Origin of the sequence: Bacillus coreaensis, assembly GCF_050586445.1 — a bacterium.
GTDB lineage: Bacteria > Bacillota > Bacilli > Bacillales > Cytobacillaceae > Robertmurraya_A > Robertmurraya_A coreaensis.
This window is the reverse complement of the sequence record NZ_JBOCCY010000006.1, coordinates 233,194-255,669: the sequence shown is the minus strand read 5'-3', so window position 1 is coordinate 255,669 and position 22,476 is coordinate 233,194. Positions and strand designations below refer to the sequence as shown.

General features: G+C 32.4%; 23 protein-coding genes. 2 read left to right on the top strand and 21 right to left on the bottom strand.

All coding sequences use genetic code 11. The features are described from left to right. The first annotated feature begins 690 nt into the window (after positions 1–690). Both ACQ5H4_RS12265 and ACQ5H4_RS12260 read left to right on the top strand, forming a co-directional pair. On the top strand, positions 691–852 hold the full coding sequence (locus tag ACQ5H4_RS12265; protein WP_430775190.1) for a hypothetical protein: 162 nt from the start codon (positions 691–693) through the stop codon (positions 850–852). Continuing rightward, the gene (locus tag ACQ5H4_RS12260) at positions 821–994 is read left to right on the top strand and encodes a hypothetical protein (RefSeq protein ID WP_430775189.1); all 174 of its coding nucleotides are present in this window, start codon (positions 821–823) and stop codon (positions 992–994) included. Before ACQ5H4_RS12265 ends, ACQ5H4_RS12260 begins: the two co-directional genes overlap by 32 nt. 1,044 nt (positions 995–2,038) lie before the next feature. Here the strand turns inward: ACQ5H4_RS12260 and ACQ5H4_RS12255 are convergent. The 21 genes from ACQ5H4_RS12255 to ACQ5H4_RS12155 form a co-directional block, all read right to left on the bottom strand. Next, on the bottom strand, positions 2,039–3,265 hold the full coding sequence (locus ACQ5H4_RS12255) for an acyltransferase family protein (RefSeq protein ID WP_430775188.1): 1,227 nt from the start codon (positions 3,263–3,265) through the stop codon (positions 2,039–2,041). Positions 3,266–3,749: 484 nt separating this feature from the next. Next, positions 3,750–4,424, bottom strand: coding sequence for an HAD family hydrolase (locus tag ACQ5H4_RS12250; protein WP_430775187.1), 675 nt, complete (start codon positions 4,422–4,424; stop codon positions 3,750–3,752). Positions 4,425–4,491: 67 nt separating this feature from the next. Continuing rightward, on the bottom strand, positions 4,492–5,232 hold the full coding sequence (locus tag ACQ5H4_RS12245; RefSeq protein WP_430775186.1) for a 3-deoxy-manno-octulosonate cytidylyltransferase: 741 nt from the start codon (positions 5,230–5,232) through the stop codon (positions 4,492–4,494). Positions 5,233–5,242: 10 nt separating this feature from the next. Further along, on the bottom strand, positions 5,243–6,850 hold the full coding sequence (locus tag ACQ5H4_RS12240; RefSeq protein WP_430775185.1) for an aldolase catalytic domain-containing protein: 1,608 nt from the start codon (positions 6,848–6,850) through the stop codon (positions 5,243–5,245). Between the two features lie 190 nt (positions 6,851–7,040). Further along, on the bottom strand, positions 7,041–7,907 hold the full coding sequence (locus tag ACQ5H4_RS12235) for a 6-hydroxymethylpterin diphosphokinase MptE-like protein (RefSeq protein ID WP_430775184.1): 867 nt from the start codon (positions 7,905–7,907) through the stop codon (positions 7,041–7,043). Then, positions 7,907–8,713: a 6-hydroxymethylpterin diphosphokinase MptE-like protein gene (locus ACQ5H4_RS12230; RefSeq protein ID WP_430775183.1), complete on the bottom strand. Its 807-nt coding sequence runs from the start codon at positions 8,711–8,713 to the stop codon at positions 7,907–7,909. The genes ACQ5H4_RS12235 and ACQ5H4_RS12230 overlap by 1 nt, the downstream gene beginning before the upstream one ends. Further along, positions 8,707–9,207, bottom strand: a complete 501-nt coding sequence (locus ACQ5H4_RS12225; RefSeq protein WP_430775182.1) for a KdsC family phosphatase — start codon at positions 9,205–9,207, stop codon at positions 8,707–8,709. Before ACQ5H4_RS12225 ends, ACQ5H4_RS12230 begins: the two co-directional genes overlap by 7 nt. Positions 9,208–9,236: 29 nt before the next feature. Continuing rightward, a complete protein-coding gene (locus tag ACQ5H4_RS12220; RefSeq protein WP_430775181.1) occupies positions 9,237–10,247 on the bottom strand; it encodes a KpsF/GutQ family sugar-phosphate isomerase in 1,011 nt (336 codons plus the stop codon). Next, the gene (kdsA, locus tag ACQ5H4_RS12215; RefSeq protein WP_430775180.1) at positions 10,219–11,058 is read right to left on the bottom strand and encodes a 3-deoxy-8-phosphooctulonate synthase; all 840 of its coding nucleotides are present in this window, start codon (positions 11,056–11,058) and stop codon (positions 10,219–10,221) included. Before kdsA ends, ACQ5H4_RS12220 begins: the two co-directional genes overlap by 29 nt. Positions 11,059–11,089: 31 nt before the next feature. Next, positions 11,090–11,842: a 3-deoxy-manno-octulosonate cytidylyltransferase gene (locus ACQ5H4_RS12210; RefSeq protein ID WP_430775179.1), complete on the bottom strand. Its 753-nt coding sequence runs from the start codon at positions 11,840–11,842 to the stop codon at positions 11,090–11,092. Positions 11,843–11,860: 18 nt separating this feature from the next. After that, positions 11,861–12,646 carry a 6-hydroxymethylpterin diphosphokinase MptE-like protein gene (locus tag ACQ5H4_RS12205; protein ID WP_430775178.1) on the bottom strand — a complete coding sequence of 262 codons (786 nt, stop codon included), beginning with the start codon at positions 12,644–12,646 and terminating at the stop codon, positions 11,861–11,863. Between the two features lie 4 nt (positions 12,647–12,650). Beyond that, on the bottom strand, positions 12,651–13,826 hold the full coding sequence (locus ACQ5H4_RS12200; protein WP_430775177.1) for a glycosyltransferase: 1,176 nt from the start codon (positions 13,824–13,826) through the stop codon (positions 12,651–12,653). 35 nt (positions 13,827–13,861) lie between these two features. Further along, positions 13,862–14,920 carry a glycosyltransferase family 2 protein gene (locus ACQ5H4_RS12195; RefSeq protein ID WP_430775176.1) on the bottom strand — a complete coding sequence of 353 codons (1,059 nt, stop codon included), beginning with the start codon at positions 14,918–14,920 and terminating at the stop codon, positions 13,862–13,864. Between the two features lie 55 nt (positions 14,921–14,975). Next, positions 14,976–16,760, bottom strand: coding sequence for an ABC transporter ATP-binding protein (locus ACQ5H4_RS12190; protein WP_430775175.1), 1,785 nt, complete (start codon positions 16,758–16,760; stop codon positions 14,976–14,978). Positions 16,761–17,016: 256 nt separating this feature from the next. Further along, positions 17,017–18,216 (bottom strand): glycosyltransferase, encoded by a 1,200-nt coding sequence (locus ACQ5H4_RS12185; RefSeq protein ID WP_430775174.1) that lies wholly within the window; start codon positions 18,214–18,216, stop codon positions 17,017–17,019. 25 nt (positions 18,217–18,241) lie between these two features. After that, entirely contained in the window at positions 18,242–18,868 is a 627-nt protein-coding gene (locus ACQ5H4_RS12180; RefSeq protein WP_430775173.1) for an acyltransferase, read from the bottom strand. 25 nt (positions 18,869–18,893) lie between these two features. Beyond that, positions 18,894–19,628 (bottom strand): glycosyltransferase family 32 protein, encoded by a 735-nt coding sequence (locus ACQ5H4_RS12175; RefSeq protein ID WP_430775172.1) that lies wholly within the window; start codon positions 19,626–19,628, stop codon positions 18,894–18,896. Positions 19,629–19,638: 10 nt separating this feature from the next. Further along, positions 19,639–19,983, bottom strand: coding sequence for a helix-turn-helix domain-containing protein (locus ACQ5H4_RS12170; protein WP_430775171.1), 345 nt, complete (start codon positions 19,981–19,983; stop codon positions 19,639–19,641). Positions 19,984–20,015: 32 nt separating this feature from the next. After that, positions 20,016–21,203, bottom strand: coding sequence for a DegT/DnrJ/EryC1/StrS family aminotransferase (locus tag ACQ5H4_RS12165; RefSeq protein ID WP_430775170.1), 1,188 nt, complete (start codon positions 21,201–21,203; stop codon positions 20,016–20,018). Positions 21,204–21,209: 6 nt separating this feature from the next. Next, the gene (locus tag ACQ5H4_RS12160) at positions 21,210–21,854 is read right to left on the bottom strand and encodes an acetyltransferase (RefSeq protein ID WP_430775169.1); all 645 of its coding nucleotides are present in this window, start codon (positions 21,852–21,854) and stop codon (positions 21,210–21,212) included. After that, positions 21,854–22,465 carry a sugar transferase gene (locus tag ACQ5H4_RS12155; protein ID WP_430775168.1) on the bottom strand — a complete coding sequence of 204 codons (612 nt, stop codon included), beginning with the start codon at positions 22,463–22,465 and terminating at the stop codon, positions 21,854–21,856. The genes ACQ5H4_RS12160 and ACQ5H4_RS12155 overlap by 1 nt, the downstream gene beginning before the upstream one ends. Between the last annotated feature and the right edge of the window lie 11 nt (positions 22,466–22,476).

The window sequence follows — 22,476 nt, the reverse complement described above, 5'->3', positions numbered from 1 at the left end:
TCACTTTTGGTTCTTACCATTGAAGAAGTAAGCCCAGTACTATGCTTTAAGTAGCTGAATCTTCAACCTTTTGTAACTCCATTATATATATGATAGTAATCAATACTGTGTGAGTAATTAAATGCAACTTCCACACATGGAAAGCTGCCATTAAAGATTTAATATTAAATCGGTAGTCCTATGATTATTATAAGGAATAAATATTCGATATAATTTGATTTATATGGCCTTGGATCAATCAGAACCTAGACTACATTAACAATACTTGTGGCTATCTCTCTCATTACATTCATTGGGAAATACCATAAAGAAAAGATTAAGAATAGCTAAAATAAGGAAAATTAATAACGGTTTCAAAAGAGTAACCTTCTATTGCAGTAACATAGTCTTAAATTTAAGACAATTTTCAATCTATAATTACACCAGTACAATCAAAAGTAATAGCGTCTTAAAAGAGTATAAAAAAAGAGTACTCTCTAATATGGTACCTGTGGTTAGGACACTTGAAAAAGAGTGTTTTACCTACATCTATTTTTTATATACTAGAATTTAAACATAAGGGGAATTAGGAGACAACATGAGTAGGATTATATTTTACAACTAAAGAGCTAAAGACACTTCAAAAAATCCAAATGTGCAACGTATTAGTGAACGTTCCATTCCTTTAAAAATAAATTTATGGATGAGTATTTGGCAGGCAAACTCCCACGTCAAATTTTTAGTGAGAATGGCTTTGATATCGAGGTTATTGGACTGAAGAGAATTGAACAATCTGCTCATAAATGGATGAAAGCATACAAAAAAGAATGGGTTAATTGGCTTGACCGATACGAGAAAAACAAATACGGGTAGACCATTAAAACGCGAGTTTACACCTGCTGAAGTAATTGAACGACAGGAAGTAAGAATTAAACTACTGGAGGGACAAATTGATCTATTAAAAAAGTTCGAAATGACAGAAAGGAGGCTGTTAAACGCAAGAGAAAAAGTCTAGAACCGAGTAGAGTAATTTTTGAGACCATTGAACAGTATCAATTTAAGCGAATGACCAAGTATTTCTGTGACCTTTTAGAGGTATCACGTTTCAGGATATTACAGCTGTCTTAAGGCATCTAGTAACCTAGAAGCAAGAGAACAGTTAGATCTAAAAGCTAAAGAAATAATTTTAAAGGCATTTATCCTCGCGGAAATAAAAAAGGGTCGAGTTCTATAAAAATGATAGTGGAGAATGACTATAACGTAATATTTAGTCGTAAAAGATTCAAAGGATTATGAGGAAATTCGATATCATCTTTCCTCTTAGAAGGTCCAATCCCTATAAGAGAATCGCTAGAGCAACAAAGGAACATACCGTCGTTTCAAATAGTTAAACAGAGAATTCAAGCAAGGCGTTCCAGGAAAAGTATTACTAACAGATATCACGTATTTTCCAAGCAACGAAAATAGTATGGCTTATCTGTCGACCTTAAAAGATGCCTGCACAAACGAGCTACTCGCGTATCATGTATCTGATCGGATTACGTTAGACATCGCCACTAAGCCCCATCCAAAAGTTAGTTAATAACAAGAAGATTCCCCTCACCAAGATGCATTTATCCATTCAAGGCAGCCATTATACTAGCCCTATCTTTCAAAAATTATTATAGAAACATGGATTGAATATATGCCTAGAAGAGGAGACTGTTGGGACAACGCCCCGTAAGAGTCTTTTTTGGGTCATTTAAAAGAGGACGTGGTTTATCGATCAATAAATCATTAAAGGAACTGAAGGCTAAAATTAATCATTACATGGTTTACTATAACCATTATCGTTATCAATGAGATTTAAAAAAGATGACCCCTATTTAATATAGGAATCATCCTATCTGCTTAATCTCTTTTTTTATTGTGTCCTTGACAGAGGTACCGGCATACTCGAAAAGCCTTTTTTAATATTAAGCGGTTAGTAACAATTTAATAACTATTCCTCTATCCTCTACTAAGATATTATTTTTAAGGAGAGATTAAATGAAGATAATCCCCCAGTGCTGTATATGTTTTATATTGCTTTATTTTGCTTGCTTAGTAATTTATCACGGCGACTTATTATAAGTGCACTAGTTTTTGTTGCAAGAAATCTTCGAATAATATGTGTTTGAGATTCCGTAATTCTTGAAAATAAAAACGCAATAAAACAAATAAGTACTATAATAATAATGTAAAAAAATACTGATATAAAGTTAGGCTGTAAGCCGGAAAAACCATTTTTGGAAAACCAATAGTATACTGTATTTATTATTGGATAGTGAATTAAATAAAGGCTAAATGAAAAACTCGCAATTAACTTCGAAAACCACCCTAGCCACTTAAGATTGACATACCTGATTTTATTTGACAAACTATGTAGCAAACTATAAATTAGAAAACCAAAAGCAAGTCCAATAAAAAGGCTTACTCCAAATAAATCCATTAAATCCTTTGCCTCTTTATCTGTAAATAACCTCCCGGTCAGCGTAAGAGGGTGAAGAGGCATTGCTATAAATACTAATATAAGGGCTAGTGTTGGAATAAACCTTTTTGTCAAAAAATTAATTCTTGGTAATAATAGGATGCAAGGTCCTATTAACCATATTACAAAATAAGAGTTCATACTAGTTCCAATTGATGAAACTATTGCGAATATTGCTAAAAGATAAATAACCTTAATAATTTTCCCTTGTTTATAAAAAAAGAAATGTAACATTAAAGGAAATAGCATATAGTACCAAAACTCATAACTTAAGCTCCATAAAGGGGCATTTGAACCATAAAAGCCTACAAATATATTTTGAAGGAAAAATAAATTCCCAACAAAATCTTTTAAATTACTAAAAGCATTATCATAACTGTTGTATCCAAAGAAATTAGCAGCGATACTATCTAAAATAAATGTAAGTATTAAGGCTGGAATTAACACAACAGACAGTCTAGCAAAACGGTTTATCAAATAGGATTTCCATGACCACTTATTTTCATATAGTGCCTTTAAAACGGACCTTGAGATGAATAAGCCACTAAGTACAAAAAATATTATTACTGCAGGACCTCCTAATAGATTGAGAAGGTAGAGTAATTTAACAAGTAAGTTATCATTTTCTAAATTGCCGTACCCTACAAACAATCTGGAACTCAAATGTTCCATTAATACTAATATAGCTGATATCCCTCGAATTAAGTCTAAATAAATTGAAACATTTCCCTCTAACAATTTGTTTGCCTTAGAGAAATTCGAGTAAAACTTCCTCATCTATCCGCCTTCCTCCTTCTATTTAGTTCATGATGATTAAAAGTATTAATATTTAACAATAATTACTTTTAACTATTAATAATAAGGTTTTCCAAGTTAATCTTAAAATTTATAATAAAAATCTAATTTAATGACATTTTATCGAATCTAATATTCAACAATTGCATCGTTTATTGACTATTCTTGAATAGAACATTTAAACCAAGACACCGTTAATTAAATACCACCACATATTTTCATCTTTGATAGAGGACCATAAACAGTGATTGAGATTGAACATAGGTATTCAATATTATTACTTTAAAAAATTCTAAATACTCCGGAGGAAAGTATTTAATTGACCCTTCATGTAATGTACTTTCAATTACAGAGTTACTTGAAATAAAAGACTTTATTCTTAATTTTTATATAAATTTTCGTCATGATTACTCTCTACTTTTATCTTTTAAATTCTATTATTTAAAGAAAATATAGTAGAATTATCCTAAATACGATTACTATAACATAGTTCTTCAAGTATACTTATTATCATTTTAGCTTCACTTCTACATTTTAGATCCTGTTCTTCAGACTGAACGGTGTATTTTGACATATAAATAAAATCTATATCATGTTCTTCAGCAGTTTTCATATCTGATATTGCATCGCCTATAAAAACAGCCTTTTTGTTAGGATGATTATTCAAAATAATAGATATACACTCTGATTTTGTCTTTGGAGAGCCATATATACCATTAAAATATTTACTTAGATTCCTATCTATAAAAACCTCATTAAGTTCTTTTTCATCACTTCCAGAAGCTATAAATAATTTTTTATTTAATTGGGATAACTCCACCAGCAATGCTTTACTACCAGGTGTAATATCTGCAAATCCATATAGTTCTTTACAAATATTTGCATAATTATTTAAAAATACATTATACTTATCTTCTCGGAATGGCTCTTTGGCAAAGTCACTTAAAAACTCTTTAAATTTTACATATCTTGAGATTCCAAATGTCTTTTTACAATGATTAACAAAGTTTTCAACTATTTCAGAAGGGTAGCCTTCAACAGCTTTGCCAAAGGCTTCACATTTTAGCAGATTTACATCTATAAGTACTCCATCACAATCAAAAATGATAATATCATATTGGCTTAAAAAAGCTGTTTTCATTTTTAACTCCTTTTATTAATTTTTAGTATAATAATAGGGATCTAGCCACTAATTCTGTTTAAAACATTCATACAATTAAAAGATCACGTTCAAGTATAGCTGCTTCCACACGTTGAATATCATCTGGAGTGTCAACAGCAATAGAATCGTTAGAAAGTTTTAGCATTCGAACTTCCCAACCTAATTCTAAAAATCGGAGTATTTCAATGTCTTCAATACTCTCGAGTCTTGTTTTCTCGGTTACGGCAGAAAAATCATTTAATGCTTCTCGTGGAAATGCATAGGCACATACTTGACGCCATGCCTTTTCAAAACTTTGTTCTTTATTAGAAGGGATTGGTGCTCGAGACATATAAAGTAATCGTCCATCTGGACGAAACACTACTTTTGGTATTGAGCCACTTCTGAAAAGATTCTCGTCATTTATTTCACAGTAACCATTCAATACTTCACCGGGATACTTTTCTACATAAGATATTAATAATTCTAAGTCGGTCGGGTTAAATATTGGTTCATCACCTTGAACATTAATAAACACATCTGCATCAATATACTTAACACACTCTGCAATTCTATCTGTTCCAGTTAGACATTCACTTGAAGTCATAATTACTTGAATATTATTTGATTGACAAACATCCCTAATACGTTCATCATCCGTTGCAACATAGACCTTTTCGGAAGGACATACTTTTATACATTGCTTATAAGTTCTTACAACCATAGGGAGACCATATAAATCTATGAGTGGTTTTCCTGGCAATCTTGAAGATTGATAACGAGCTGGAATTATCACACAATAATTCATAATACCCCTCCTAAAATGCGTAAACTGAACTAGTAGAAATTTTATACTGGGTAGGTGTAATAGATATAACTGGTGGTGTTGTTGGTACTTTCGTAAAAATATTCAATAATTTATTTACTTCACTTGTCCTAGGATCATCTGCCCCATACCCATCGAATCCCGCTAAAAAAATACGTGATGTATTCCCACTAGTTGCAATAGCTAAAGCATACGCAAAAACTAATGAATTAGGCAGAACACAGAAATTTGATTCAAACATAAACGTATTTTCTTGTATTGAAATACCAAAGTCTAACAAGCTCTTTCCATCAAAAGCCATTTTAATATTATCAGACAACATAGAAACTGGAATAACTAATGGTTGTGGTAGAGTTTTATGTAAAGAACTGTCTGCAAGTAACCGAACAGGATGACACGCGGCTCTAATATCAATTAAATCTGATGAAATGTGTGATTGAGTATTTAATGCAATTACATAAGGACGTTTGTTTTGGATATAATCTTCCAATGCCTTCCTATGCATAATAATACTTGGTCCAGTACCAATAATTAAAACTTCCCTTCCAGAAATTACATCTGCCGGCCTCCAAGTACCAATTGGATCAGCAGAATAAAAGTTACGTGCAGCTTCTAATGTATTAATATTAAATTTTTTTCCACCTTCAGATTTTAAATATTCAATAACAGCTAATATATCTTCTTCAATATACCTAGAGTCACTAAGCATTTCTTGAATATAAGTTGGGTGTATACCAAATTTACCTGCAAGATAGTAAAACGTATTTGTCCCCCACCCACATTGATGTTGCAATGGTTTAAAGTATCCTTCTATTAATTTCATTAATGGGGTTATATTACTAGACACCTTTCGATACTCTTCTAATTCGATTGCTAAATATTCAGTTTTAGCGTTTCCAGGACCTCTTCCCATTCCTGTAACAGTACCATCAATCCACGTCACACCTTCTTCTACAGCACGGATAGAGTTAGATAACGCATAACCCATGTTATCATGAGTGTGAATACCCAATGGTCCGGGCCAAACTTGACGGATAATTTGAATGATTTGAGCTGTGTCTTCGGGACATAAACTACCTAAACTATCAGCAAAATAGAGTACATCTAGTGGATAGAGACTAGCAGTATATGCTAAATTTTTAATTTCTTCTTCACTTCGATCTGCAATCTGCATAAGATTAAATCCAACAATATAACCTTGATTCTTCAACCAAGTTGAAGCAGGTATTGCTTGTTCAAATTCATGTACATGGCATGCTATACGAACTAAACTAACAGGTGATTCAGATGCTGGTGCAAATAGTTTAGATAAAGCCATTTCAATACCATCTGGATATTTAACCAAATCACTTGCATTAACCATTACGCCAATTTTTAAGCCTCTAGGTATATTTAGACTATTAATATAATTATCTGTAGTATACGCGCAAGCCCCTTTAAATCCATCTTTATTAAATCCTCGTAATCCCAATTCAACAAAATCCACAGATATTTCAGCCATTGCCTTCAAATAATCTTGGATTAATGATCTATCAAAATCCCAAGAATTATAATATCCGCCATCACGAAGGGTACAGTCTAATAATTTCACTTTATTCATAGTTTCCCTCCTATTTTTTAATATCTTAATTTCTGCTACGATTATTAAACAATTGATAAATAGATATTTTTTTGATTAAGCTTTTTTGATAGGATGAGTGTTTTACTATATAATCAGCCGGTATAAATATACTATTTTTCAAATAAAAATATTGCAATCTAATGATATGTTAAAAATACATAATGAGGTTCTACTCTCCCCTCGCTGAAACGCCAATAAATTGTCCGTTGTTGTCAAATAAATCATCGAGGTTAACTCTTGGAAAAACTTCCAGTTTTCCACCCCTAGTCGAGTTATAAATTTTTATACCTTTCTGATCACAATATTGCTTTGCAGATAAATATGCTTGTGTCATAGCGTAAACATTGTTTGGTAGTTGTTTAGCATTTTCATTAGAGTTGTAGTAGCTCTCATTAAAATAATCCTTACCTATCAGCTCTTTATTAATTTCAATAGTGCCATCTTTCTGTCTATTTATTGCATAGTTATTATCAACACCTATTAAATAGATATTTTTAAATCCCATATAGATTGCAAGTTGAATATTTGCATATGTTACTGTTCCATGTGTATGCATTTTTTTTGACAAATCTTCGCTAAATTTTGGCAGGCCATTTTTTTCATGTTCGTGATAGGATCTTAAAAAAATACAATCTTTAACAAACTGTTTTTTTAAGGAAGTATAACCCGCATCTGTAACAACTACAAACATCTGTTGTTTCTTCATGTTGTAAATTTCATCAAAAAAGTTGATTGCCATACGTCCATCAATAAAAGTATAGTAATAGGGTCTCCATTCAGCCTCATCTAAAAATAAATTAATTCTATTTGATGAAAAAGAAACCTGATTTTTTATTTTATTTAAATCTTCTGCAGTTAAACTTGGGCCGTTTCCTATAATAAAGCAACTTTCCCCACTGTGAATTTCTTTAAATTTTTTTACTTCCTTAGATAAAAATCTTAACCTCTTATTTATATAAAACGATCTTATTTTTCTTCTATAAGTCCAAATAAAAAAAGACAGTACTATACTAGTTATTTTTTTTATCATCTTCATTATTTTTCACCTAACATTTCATCAAAATTCCTCGTTTCAAATACATCTAGGAAAGAAACCCGAGTTGCGTTATATATAGTTCTGTCTGAACCTTCATACACAAATTTTGCTTTTTCCATTCCATTGTAAATTTCTTCAGGAGCCTGACCAGGTTTCTTTTCATCTGCTCTAATGTAGTCTTCACTAAAATAATGTTGTGAATTTCCCTCTTTATTTAGGAATGATAAATCTTTTGTTTTCGATATAGCTCCTTTAAAATTGTAATCATGCCCTAACAAATACACTTCTGAAAATCCCATATAATAAGCTATTTGGAGTAGATGATAGGAGACACTTCCAGAAGAGTATAAAGATTCCATAATATTTGTTGAAAAATTACCGCGTTTGTTTTTATAAAGGTTATTATTAAAATATATATCTGCATTAAATAGATGTTTATAAACTTTTAAAGTGAATTTTGTCTTTGCTTCAACTAAATTTATCTCTTCTACATTTTCCTCAAGCACTATTGGATCAACTACCATATAAAATGTTGGTCTCCAAGTAGTTTTATTAAATATTTTATAGATTTTATTAGAAGCAAATGTATATTCACCCTTCAATCTTTCTAAATCCTCGGGTTTCAAACTTGGGCCATTTCCAATAATAAAACAACGCTTACCTTTATATTTGTTTTTTAACCTTAGTATTTTCAAGTTATTTTTGGTTAAAGGGGTATTAATTTTTGAGAAATAATTAACAACCTTAAAGACAATAAAACATAGAGTATTATAGATCTTAATTATTCTTTTTTTTATTGTTAACATCTCCGTTCTCCTAGTACTAATTCTCCTTCATTATTGTTTTTGTAATTATTTCTTACAATCAAATCAATAAGTTCTCTAACAGCACCATTTCCACCATTAGATTTGCAAACATAATCTACTACACCAATAACTTCATCAATTGCATCTGCTGGGCAAGCTTTAAGATAGCATACATTCATACAATCAATATCGTTTACATCGTCACCTATATAAGCAACATTTTCGTAACTTAACTGATATCGATTAATAATCTCATCTAAAACCTGAAGCTTATCGTCAACTCCTTGATGAACTTCCTCAATCTTTAGTTCTGCAGCACGTCTAGCTAAAATCTCTGAATTCCTGCCAGTAATGATAACAGGTACTATATTATACTTTTCAATATTAATTAAACGGTAGCCATCTCTTACATTAAATGCTTTAAATACCTCACCATTTTCACCAACATAAATCTTCCCATCTGTTAGGGTGCCGTCTACATCCATAACTAGCATTTTTATTTTTGATAAATCCTTATCTTGTATCATACGAATATACCCTCTCCAAGAATATCGTTAACTCTTACTGTTCCTACCAGTTTCTTATCCCTAACAATTGGCAATGCAGATATATTGCGATCTTTCATCATTTTTAATGCATCTACTGCGAGCGTATCAGTATCGATATAGATTGGTGTTTTTGCCATAACATCATCTATCGACAAATCATAAACGTTCACTTCTCCTGTAAACGTTCTTCTTAAATCCCCATCCGTAAAGACTCCTATTAATTCATTATTTTCTTTTACAATATTGATAATTCCTATCGCTTTCGTGCTCATTTCAATGATAGCGTCTTTTAACTTAGTCCCCTCTTTTACAACGGCATTTCTATCCCCCGTATGCATAATATCATTCACTTTTATTAGCAGTTTTTTACCAAGGGAACCGGCTGGATGGTACAAAGCATAATTATGTTCATGAAAACCATAGATCTTTGATAAACAGACAGCTAACGCATCTCCCAAAACCATTTCAACCGTCGTACTTGATGTAGGTGCCAAATTCATCGAACACGCTTCCTTAAATTTGGGAAATACAAAAGAGTGGTTGCTGTATTTCACAAGAGAAGAATCGGGATTACCAGAGATCCCAATTAAGGTTGCACCAATTATTTTTATATTAGGTAGAATTCTTGTAATCTCTTCACTTTCCCCACTATAGCTAATAGCTATTACAATATCATTTGCTGAAATCATACCTAAGTCTCCATGTAGAGCTTCTGCAGGATGAAGGAAAAATGATGATGTCCCAAGACTTGCCATGGTTGCTGCAATTTTTCTGGAAACATGACCAGGTTTACCCATACCTGTAACAATAACTTTACCTGTACACTCAGAAATTAATTCTACTATTCTTACAAACCTATCATCTAATGCATCTTTTACTAGGTTTATTGCATTTACCTCAGTTTCAAAAACATATTTTGACTCAGAGAGAATATCTATTTGATGTACATATTTCGGTTCAGTTAGAATATGTAATTGATTCAACATCCCTCACCGCCTTGTAGATTTTAATTAATTTTTTAAGCATCACTTCGATTTCATCAAGTTTAACCATATTAGGACCATCGGACTTAGCATTATCAGGATCCTCATGTACTTCCATAAATAAAACATCTGCTCCTACAGCTATAGCTGCTTTAGCTAAATGTTCCACATATTCACGATTTCCACCAGTAGTTGTAAGGTTGCCCCCTGGTTTTTGAACGCTGTGTGTTGCATCAAAAACCACTGGATAGCCAAACTTTTTCATTTCTATAATGTTCGTCATATCTACAACTAAATTGTTATAACCAAATGTGTTACCTCTTTCGCATAACAAAATGTTTTCATTTCCAGATTCTTCAACCTTGGTAATAACATTTTTCATATCCTTAGCAGATAAAAACTGAGCTTTTTTTATGTTTACTGGCAATCCAGTTTCAGCTGATGCTATCAATAAATCAGTCTGTCTGCATAAAAAAGCAGGTATTTGGAGCATATCCACAACTTCAGCTGCTATTCTTGCTTGATACGGTTCATGAATGTCTGTTACTACAGGTACACCTAACTCATCCTTAACTTTCTTAAGTATACGGAGACCTTCATTTATTCCAGGACCTCTGAACGATGAAACGGACGTTCTGTTCGCTTTATCGAACGATGTTTTAAAAATAAAAGGAATACCAAGTAGTTCTGTAATGTCTTTCATTTTCGATGCCACTTCCATCACTTGTGCTTCTGATTCTATAACACAAGGACCTGCAATCAACGTGAATATATTATTATCTACTGTAATATTTCCAACTTTCAATGTTCTCATTATGAATTCATCCTTCCTAATTATATATTCATTATTTTAAGTGTATAAACTGGGCTTTTTCACTTTTTAACATATACTCTTCAACCTTTTCGATATCTTTAGGTGTATCCACTGAAATTGTTTTACAATGTGCGTTTATATAATAAATGTCCTTCCTATTTTCAATAAATCTAAAAGAATCGTTTTCTTCAATTTTTTCAATAGGGCCTCGTGGCGTATCATGGTAATATTGAAGAGCCTTTTTTGTAAATGCCCCTACTCCCACAAATTTCTGGTATGTATAGTTCATACCACCTTTAGGGAAAGGTATAGGACTGCGAGAAATAAACAGACAAATCCCATCTTTATTCGTTACTATTTTTAGGTTAGTAGTATCAACCACTTCAACTGGATCAGTAAAATCTGTCATAAGATTTGACACATAAAATTCTTCCTCGTTCAAATTAGCTGGAATACACTTTACTATGTCCTCGGCTTCTATCACAGGTTCGTCACCGTTGACCATTACATAAAGATCAGCATCAATTTTTTGCGATACTTCATAAAGCCTTTCCGTTGCCGTATCATGCTCCTTAGAGGTCATGATAACTTTTGCACCAAACTCTTCGCAAACGGCTTTAATTTCTTCGCTGTCTGTTGCAATGTATACCTCTTCAAAGCATTCAACTTCTTTAGAATGTGTGTAAACCCACCAAACCATAGGTTTTCCGGAAATATTTGCTAAAGGTTTATTATAAAATCTTGCAGAACCGCCTCTTGCAGGTATTACTCCCACTATTCTCATATCTTATTACCACACTTTCTAAATAATAATTTTATCAAAATCTACTCTCTCAAAAACTTCTAATTTTCCACCACGAGTTGCATTGAATATTTTTATATTGTGCTTATCTGCATATTTTTTTGCAGCTGTAAATGCTCTTGTTGATACTTCAATATTGGGAATATATAAGTCTTCTTTATCATTATTATATTCTTTAGTAAAATAATCTTTTGCTGTCTTATCAATAACAATTTCACCTTTGTCGTTTACCATTTTACTGAAATTATGGTCAACACCTAACAGATAAATCTCCTTAATCCCCATATATACCGCCATTTGAATGGCAGTGTACGCTACAGTATTCCCCCAGTATATCCCTTTAACAATGTTTTCTGAAAACTTCGGTTCCACATTCCTATCACCGAATTTAAATATATAATACTTTGCATTTTTAAAATGAATCTTATAGTCCCATGGAAAGTTAACAGGAAAAAATTTGTTTTCTATTTTTAAATTATTAATTTCTTCTTTACTTTTAAAAATCGTTTTATCATCTTCAGAACAGTAATAAGTAGGTCGCCAATCTGTTTTATCAAAAATATAGTAAATTCGGTTGAAGGCAAATGTAATTTCATTTTTTAATTTATCGAGATCTTCAACAGTTAGACTTGGGCCATTACCAATAATAAAACAGCGTTTGTTTAAATGAATATTTTTAAGAGTCCTAATGTCTTTTCCGTTTCTAGAAAAAGAGAATATTGTTTCTTTTATATACTTTTTAGTTTTATAATCTAATTCAATTATTGATTTCTTAACATTTTTCATAATGCTAAACAACCTCGATTAAATCATATATTTTTTCCATAATCACTTCTGGACTGTAATTTTTCAAAACGCTGCTTTTATCTTTTTTTAATTGGTTATATAAGTTGCCATCCCTAATTAAGGTTACAATTCCCTTATATAGACCTTCTGGTGTTGGATCTACTAGTAAACCATTTTCTTCATGACGTATAAACTCCATGGGTCCCATAGACTTTGCAACAGTAACAGGAGTATTTAAAGCTAAAGCTTCCAGTACCGTAATTGACAAAGACTCAACCAGAGAGGGATGAACGTAAATATATGCATTTTTTATATATGGATAAGGATTGGGGATAGCACCTAAAAGGTAAATGTTATTTTCTAACTTATTTTCTCTAATGCATCTTTCAATATCACCACGTTCTATACCTTCTCCTATGAGATACCATTTTACGTTATACCCGTTGTCAACCAACTTTTTACAAGCATGGACACAATTAATCATTCCTTTTTCAGGTGATAATCTACCTACACTCACTAAAGTTATAGCATCGTTATGATTGATGTCATAACTAGTTCCTTCATTTGCTTTTTGCCGGATTTCATCAACGTTAATAATATTTGGTAACGTAATGGTTTTATTATTTATACCAGCAATATTACTTACCAACATTTTATTGCTGCTTTCCGACACAGCTATGATCTTATCAAAGCTCTTGAAAACTTTAATCCAACGTTTTTTTAACTCATCTGGATAATCAAATGTACCGTGATGCCACCATGTTACCTTCTTTTTGCTGTTAATTAAATATCCAACAAAATCCGTACAGATGCCTACTCGGTATGCAATAGCGCAGTCATATTTTTTATCCAAATTGAAAAGTGGCTTTGCAAGATATAATGCCTTTACTCCCATTATTTTCTCAAGCAAGAATATTGATCTGAGCCATAACGCGAACCAATTCCTTTTCTTTATGTTCTCTAATATACATTGCTTAATGGGGCCGTAAGCTTTTGCCAAATCGTAGTAAATAATATTTACTTCTTTAGGAACTTCATTAGCATAGTCACCAAGCTCTTCAAATAATATTAAATCAATCTCATACTTATTATAATCATTACTTTTTAACACATTTATAAGAGAGTTCTCAACTCCGCCTACATTCAAATGACCATTTACAAACAAGATTTTCTTTTTCAATATCTAACCTCACAATGTACTAATGATTTTTTTTCCTATTGTTGTTTATTTGTTAATTCATCAGTAAAATGTAATGTCCCAGGCCTTCGTTTGTTCAGTACTAATAAACTATACAGTCTAACCATTTTATATTTTATTAGCAGTATACTAACCTTCGCCTTCCAAGAAACGTTAGGTAATTTAAAATCCTTAAATATTTCCTTAACCTTTGGGTGATACATGATTTTTTTAATCGTATTTATTCTCTCTTCCGTGTTGCACCCGGAATATTTTATTTGCCCTAACGTATTTAGTGTAAAATACAGCATATTAATTTTAATTTGTCTTGAAAAGTCATATTCAACTGTTCTCCCAAAATACTTTACTATCCTTTCATTTATTTTCAGGTAGATATCCCATTTTTTTTCATTATATGTATTCGTTGTAGAGTTAGGGTTGTGAAAGTAATTGTAGTAATGTCGACCTTTTAAATAGTAAAAATTAGTTGCATGATACATAATCTTCGATCCAAATATTGAATCTTCACAATAGTGTATTTCTTCATCGTAGTATAGATTGTTTTTTTGAAGAAATTCTAAATTAAATAAACAAACCCAGTTTGAAATCGTAGGTGGAAATTCGATATTCTCATACATGATTAAACATTGGTATAATTCTTTCTTTATATCATCTTTTGAATAATAACCACCACGAATCGGTTGTGTTCGATTATCCTCATAATTACCTGACTTTTTTTTGTAATCACACATAATAACATCTAAATTTAATTCTTCCGCTTTGTTAAACATCACCTGGTACATCTCTGGTTCAATCCAATCATCGGAATCAATAAAACTAACGTATTTTCCTTTTGCTAATTTTATTCCATCATTTCTAGCTGCTGATACTCTAGCATTTTTTTTGTGAATAACTTTTATCCGCTTATCCTTTTGTGCATAATTATCACAAATTTGACCCGAGTTATCCTTAGATCCATCGTCAATTAAAATAATTTCAAAATCTTGAAATGTTTGATTTAAAATACTTTCAACACAACGATGTAAATACTTTTCAACATTATAAACTGGTATGATTACGCTAATTTTAGGCGGCATCTTTTCCCTCCTTTCTGTAAATATAAAAATAATATGATTCCATGGGGTATTAATATTAGATCGACTGTTTTAGTTTATTATTAACTGATACTAATCTACCTTTATCTACTGTGAATACAATATCGCAATTTTCAATTGTGCTTAACCTATGAGCAATAATGATTAATGTCTTTTCACCTTTCAAACCATCTATTGCTTTCATAATCTCTTTTTCTGTATCGTTATCTAAAGCTGATGTCGCTTCATCTAAAAAGATAATCTCTGGATTGTGATACAATGCTCTTGCAATCCCTATACGCTGACGTTGTCCTCCGGAAAGCCTGACTCCTCTCTCCCCAACAACTGTATCTAAGCCTTCAGGAAGTGAATCAATAAAATCCTTTAACTGTGCATCTTCAATTGCCCTTTGCACTGCAAATTCGTCAATGTCTTTATCATTTATTCCAAATGCAACATTTTTCCGGATCGTTTCATCTGATAAATAAATAGATTGTGGGATATAGCCAATTTTATTTTTCCATATTGGTAAAAGTTCTTTTAGCTCTTTCCCATCTACGAAAACTCGACCTTTATCAGGTTCTAAAAGACCTAGTATTGTATCAACAATTGTTGTTTTACCAGCACCAGAAGTTCCAACAAAGGCAACAGAATTTCCAATTGGAATAGTTAATGATAGATTTTTAATGGAATATTCCTCTTGATTTGGATAACGAAAGTACACATTTTCCAATTTAATTGAATTAAGAAATGTTTTCTCACCACTATTCACCTTAACTGGTTTTTCCTCAATAGACCCATTTTCAAGTAATGTTTTTTTGCCTCCATTCTCTTTAATCAAATCGTTATATATTACCGTCAAAGCTGGTTGACTATAGCGAATTGAGGTTAGCAAAGCAACGATTCTAGTTATAGAGGGCATTAAACGAAAAGCAGCCATTGCAAATAATGACATGGTTGCCACTAATGTGGACGTATCTGTACCTTGCATAACGATAATAACCATTGTAATAAGGACAACTGATACTAATAATGTCTCGATGAAAAGCCTTGGGATTTGATCTAACGTATTTTTATAAATAGTATTGTTTGCCATTATTTTACTTTGTTTAGTGTACGAATTCACAAAGTAACTTTCTTTTCCTGTAACCTTTACTTCCTTACTTGCTCCTAATCCTTGATTTACCCATTTTATTACCTCACGATTTAATCTTTGATCTTCTTTTCCTAAATGAGTAATCTTTTTGCGGAAAATCTTAAAGAAAAGAATTACACTTCCACCCAACAATATACAAGACGTAATTGTAGCGATTGGTGCTGTAATTAACAATAAAGTAAGTATGGAAATAACGATTATTATTTCTGTTAACAATTGAAAACTTGCTAATAAAATACCTGTGAATATTTTCCCTACTTCTCCATTTACGTTTCTTAATAACTCAGCAGAATTTCGCTGTAAGTGGAAAATATATGGTTTTGTTAAATACTCCATCAGCATTAACCTGGACAGTTTTACTTTTTGATTAAATATGACTCTATATTGTACGTTGTAAAATAATAATAGATAGGCATTTTTGACAATAAATACTGATAGTAAAACGAGAACAGCAAAAAAAATAAAAGTATTCGTTGATTGAAAGTTTAACAATTGGTAGACATTTGATAAAATCGGTTGTTCTAGTATTATAGTAGGATTTGTCACAATCCCAACAAAAGGAACAATTAAACCAATCCCAAGTGTTTCAAATATTGCCGCAATGATCATCATAAAAAATAGTAATAAAAACTTTTCCTTATCTCTTTTATTAAAAAGTACCCTTAGCTTTGTTATTGTATCCTTCAATATAGTCACACCTTAAAATTAATAATTATATAAATAATTAAACTAACTTCTCAATCACTCCAAGTTTATATTATTAAATTCCTTATCGAATATTTTGTTCATTATAATGAACACCATCATCAAAAAAATATACTCTGATTTTAAACCTATTGAAAATATTGAAGCCTTCGCAAAGATATTACTCCTTTTCTAAATTATAAAACACAAATCATTCTTATTAAAGAACAAACCTTCGACATAAATCTACAATCTAATGCTAACTAATGACTTTATAGAGCTTATCTAGTTCATAACTATTGCTATAGTCATTATTTTTGATATTGTTCACTATAGTATTCTTCAATTCTTGATCACGATAAAATTCCTCTATCCCTTTTGCTAAACCTGGAACACTTGAATCACAGATTATTCCTTCAACACCATTTTCTATTTGGCTGGAGGCAGTTGGATATTTTGTAAGGAGGACCGGTTTCCCTAGTATTTTTGCTTCAGTAACCGTTACTGCTTTCCCTTCATACCTAGAAGGTTGGACATATAAATCACAATTTTTCATATAGGGATATGGGTTAGTCCTTTTACCTAAAAGGATAAAACTATCATTTAAATTATGCTTAGAAATCAAATCTTTCAATTCTTTCTCGTATCCACCGTAACCGATAATGTACCACTTAATATTGGTTAACCCTTTATCATGTAACAGCTTAAGGGCTTCTATTGCAAGGTCAAACCCTTTAACATATGATAATCTACCTACCGAGACCAAATTAAAGTTATGGGATATATCTTTAGTAAGTGGCAGCTCTTCCTCTGCCATTTTTTTTATGAAATTAGGTGAAGTTATATTCTCTATAACCATTACTTTCTCTCTCAAGGATGGATAAGTAGTTAAAAAAGCCTCCATGCATGCATCTGACACTGAAGCAATACGATCAAATTTTTCCCATACTTTGAGGTCCAAATCATTATCAATTTCCAATTTGCTATAATCAGTGTGAACCCATGCAATTTTTTTCTTGGCATTTACCTTATCTGCAATAATGTCATGCGGCCATGCATAGCTAATGGCTACATCGTATTCTTTATCAAGCTTTGGTAAAAAGAAGGAGGAGTATTTTTGAGTTAGCTGCATTTGTATATATCCTGCCCCCTCTTCCATATTTCTAGATTTTGATTTTATTTCAGCTATATACTTTGATACTACCCTAATAAAAGCTAATGAATATTGTCCTTCTTTAAGACAAAGAACAACTGGCTTTCGGAATACAGTGTACTCTCTTACCTGTGGCAATATATTCACTGATTTAGGGATTAAATTCATAAACTCGCCGACATGATGGAAGATTAAAAGATCAACATTGTATCTTTGATAATCAAAGCTTTCCAGCATATTAATTAAACTTCTTTCAATTCCGCCAATTTCCATATTATAAACAGAAATTAAAATATTCTTTTTCATTCTCTATCCTCACTTAAGAGATATATTAAACACTAAAATGTACTACCTTGTTATCACTTTTAATTGGTTTAAATTCTGACTCTCTTTTATTAATAAATATTGTATTAGGCGGAACGGTTCCTTTAACAACGCTTCCAGCAGCAACAACCACATTATCACCAATATGAGTATCCCTTAAAATGACGACATTCGACCCTATCCATACATTATCACCAATAGTCACTTCTCCTCTTACTAAATGATCAGAGGTATTTTTTTTATAATTATGATCATGGTCGTTAATGCAAACATTTGGAGCAATTTTAGTGTTTTTTCCTATCGTAATTCGGTTAACACAATTAATATTACAATTATCATTAATAAAAACATTATTTCCTATTATAAGAACCCCATCAAAATCAATCCGGAAGCTCGCATTTTTCCTTATAAAAACAAACTTTCCAATATTAATTTTTGCCTTTTTATTAAATACTTCTATCTTACTATTGGCTTGAAGAGAAAAGATGGAAGCCTTAATATTTTTAAAATATATGATCTTATAAAACCATCCTCTTAATATGCCAACTAAGTGGGAGAGATTCATGAGAAACATAATAAAAAACCCACGTTTTTTACTCTCAGATATAAGTGTCATAATTACTTTTTTAACCATACCCATTCCCCTTATACAACTAACTTTAACGATATATATTTCTTAGTCTAGCAATGTTATGACCACCTATTAGTTTTGACAGAACTAATTTTACTTTACCTTTTAATCTTTTACCTAAGGGCATCCAACTTTTATAAAAATGGTGGATGGTATATGTTTTTTCAGTAATGAATGTTTGGCAATTAATATAATCATAGGGTGAGAAGTAAGTCTGAGGGTAAAAAATTCCCATCTCATTAATCTCTTGGTATTGACCATTTGTTTTTAATCCCTTTTCTTCAAGCAACCTAGTAATAATAGCCACATTGGTTAATTCATTGAAAGTACCATCATTTTTTATGAACCTTTTTTCATGATATGAATTTAGAAATTCTTTTATTAAAGCATTACCCTTCTCTGCCCCAATCGTACTTGTTGCGATAAAGTTCTCTTGTTCAAATCCCCAAAAAGAAGGATGATGTAAAAGATCATCAAAGGGTTTATAGACCTCAACATCCGTATCTAGATAAATACCTCCGTAGTAGTAAAGAGCATACACTCGCACATAATCGCTAACAAAAGCATATTTTCCTGAGTTATATGCCTCCTGTACATATGAATTTTTATTTATATTAAAATTATTTTCATTCCATTCAATAATTTCATAATCTGGCAGATGCTTTGTCCAGCTCTCTATGCATTTTTTAACAATCCCCGGTTTTTCTTTCCCACCAAACCAACAGTAGTGGATTTTTTTAGGTATTTTTTTTATAGGTTCCATTTAGCTTACCTCAATTTTTCTCTACTCTTGATTTTTGATTTTTCCATTTAATAAATTCAATTAAAGTTTCATATTCTTTAATTTGTATTCCTGTTTCCTTTAATTCTGCTGCTAATTCAATCAAATCCCGATCCGGTTCTTGTTGAATTTCATTCGTTTTTGATGGACTCAAAAATGTTTCTATCTCAAGTTCTAGTACTGCTGCAATTCTTTTTACTACCTCAATAGAAGGATTTCGATTTAGATTACGTTCAATATTACTTAAGTAAGATTTAGATATATTTGCACGTTTGGCCAATTCAGACAAAGTTAGCCCCTTTTGCATCCGAACTTCATATATTGTATTACCGATCACGATTCATACCCCGTTTATCATAAAATAAGTTACTATGTTCTAAACATATCCGCTCTTTCCTTCCTTTTAATAACTGTTTGTTTGATATGGTAAATGACCGTTTCTATATCTGCCTCCGTCATATTTGATCCTGACGGTAAGCACAGTCCGTTATTAAAGAGGGTTTCTGAAACACTTTCTTGTTCAGTATGAGGATAATATTTCCTTCCTTCGAATACAGGCTGAAGATGAAGTGGTTTCCAAACCGGCCTTGCTTCAATGTTTTCCTCACTTAATGAACTTAGTATCTCTGTTACAGATATTCCTGCCTCTTTCTCATTAATCATTAAAGCTGTTAACCACCGATTTGAATACGTATCTTTTAACTCAGGCATAAACGTAAATCCAGGAAAATTGGAAAGTTCATCATAGTATCGTTGAAAAATTGCTCTTCTTGCAGCAATTCTCTCCTCCAATACTTCTAATTGTGCCCTCCCAATACCAGCTAAAATGTTACTCAATCTATAGTTAAACCCGATTTGGCTATGTTGGTAATGTGGTGCCGTATCTCTTGCTTGCGTAGCTAAAAACCTAGCCTTTTGTAGAGACTCACGATCATTTGAAACTAGCATACCCCCTCCGGAAGTAGTAATAATCTTGTTCCCATTAAAGGAAAAGACACCAAACTTTCCAAACGTTCCACTTGCTTTTCCTTTGTACATAGCCCCAAGTGACTCTGCTGCATCTTCAATAATGGGAACTCCAAAATCATTGCAAATCGCTGAAATTTCTTCCATTTTAGCGCTTTGACCATACAAATTTACAACAATCACAGCCTTCGGAAGGATTCCATCCTTTATTGCATCATGAAAAGCTCTTTCTAAAGCCTGTGGGGACATATTCCAGGTTTCGGGTTCAGAATCGATAAAAATCGGTTCAGCCCCCTGATAAATTATTGGATTGGCACTCGCTATAAAGGTAAGGCTCGAACAAAACACCTTATCACCTTTGCCAACCCCTAATAAAGATAGAGCCAGATGAATGGCAGCCGTTCCTGAACTAACGGCCAACGCTTCACTGGCTCCCACGTATTGAGCTATTTCCGCTTCAAAGGCATCTACATTTGGTCCTAGTGGAGCAATCCAATTGGTTTCAAATGCTTCATTTATATATTTATGTTCTTTCCCACTCATATGTGGTGAGGATAGAAAAATCCTTTTTTTATAGGTTGTTTGACTCATTTGACATCACCCCAAGTTCACTTTATTTTCTATCTTCACCTTGGCAGGTGTCCCCACAGCTAGACAATTTGCAGGGAGATCATTGATTACCGTTGCTCCTGCACCAATCATTGTCCATTCACCGATTCTTTTATTGGGAATAACCGTTGCTCCGCTTCCCGCACATGAACCCACATGCATTTTGACAGTACCAGCTATAGTACTATTAGGGCAGAGGTGAACATAATCTTCAAGTAGACTATCATGCTCTACTACTGAGCATGAATTGATAATACAATGATTTCCAATAATTACATCTGCATTAATAACCGCTTGTGGCATGACAACGGTACCGTACCCTAATTTTGCACTTGGGCTTATACTTGCTGAGGGATGGATAATGGTTACAAAGTGTTGTTCAGACAAGTCCAGTATTTCAACGACTGATTTTCTTGCTTTGTTATCCCCAATAGCCATCACAAATTTAACATCCTGATACTCTTTCTTAAGATACATAGCTACTTCAATAGAACCATACATGAGGTTGTTTATGACTTGAATTCCTTTATACTTCCCATCAAGATATCCGATAATTTGAAGGTCCTTCGTTGCTCGAATGATATCAGAAACCACTTTACTATGACCTCCATGGCCAATGACAACAACCTTCATCAACTTCCCCCTCCCATTGAGGATTTAGATCCTTTAAAGCTTTCCACCGTTGCATTCCCAGGCTGGTTAATTCCATCCGATATGATGACTTTATAAGCTGTTAAAAATAGAATTTTCATATCAAGGAAGAAAGACTGGTTCTTAACATACCAGACATCTAACTTAAATTTATCCTCCCAAGAAAGAGCATTCCTCCCATTTACCTGTGCCCATCCTGTTATCCCAGGTCTTACGTTGTGCCTAAAGAATTGCTCTTTTGTATATAGCGGCAAATATTCAACGAGCAACGGTCTTGGTCCGACCAAGCTCAAATCCCCTTTTATCACATTCCATAATTGTGGATATTCATCTAAACTGTATTTACGAAGGAATCTTCCAAAAGAAGTTAACCTAATATAATCTGGAAGCAATTGACCTTTTTCATCTCTTTCATCGGTCATTGTTCTGAACTTATACAAACAAAAAGGGATGCCATTCAAACCAGGACGTACTTGTTTAAAGATGATAGGAGAACCGAGCTTCCTTTTAATGAACCATGCAATCACGATAAAGATGGGAGAAAGACCAACGAACAGAATTAAAGAAACCGTAAAATCAAATAGCCGCTTCATGTTTTGTCCTC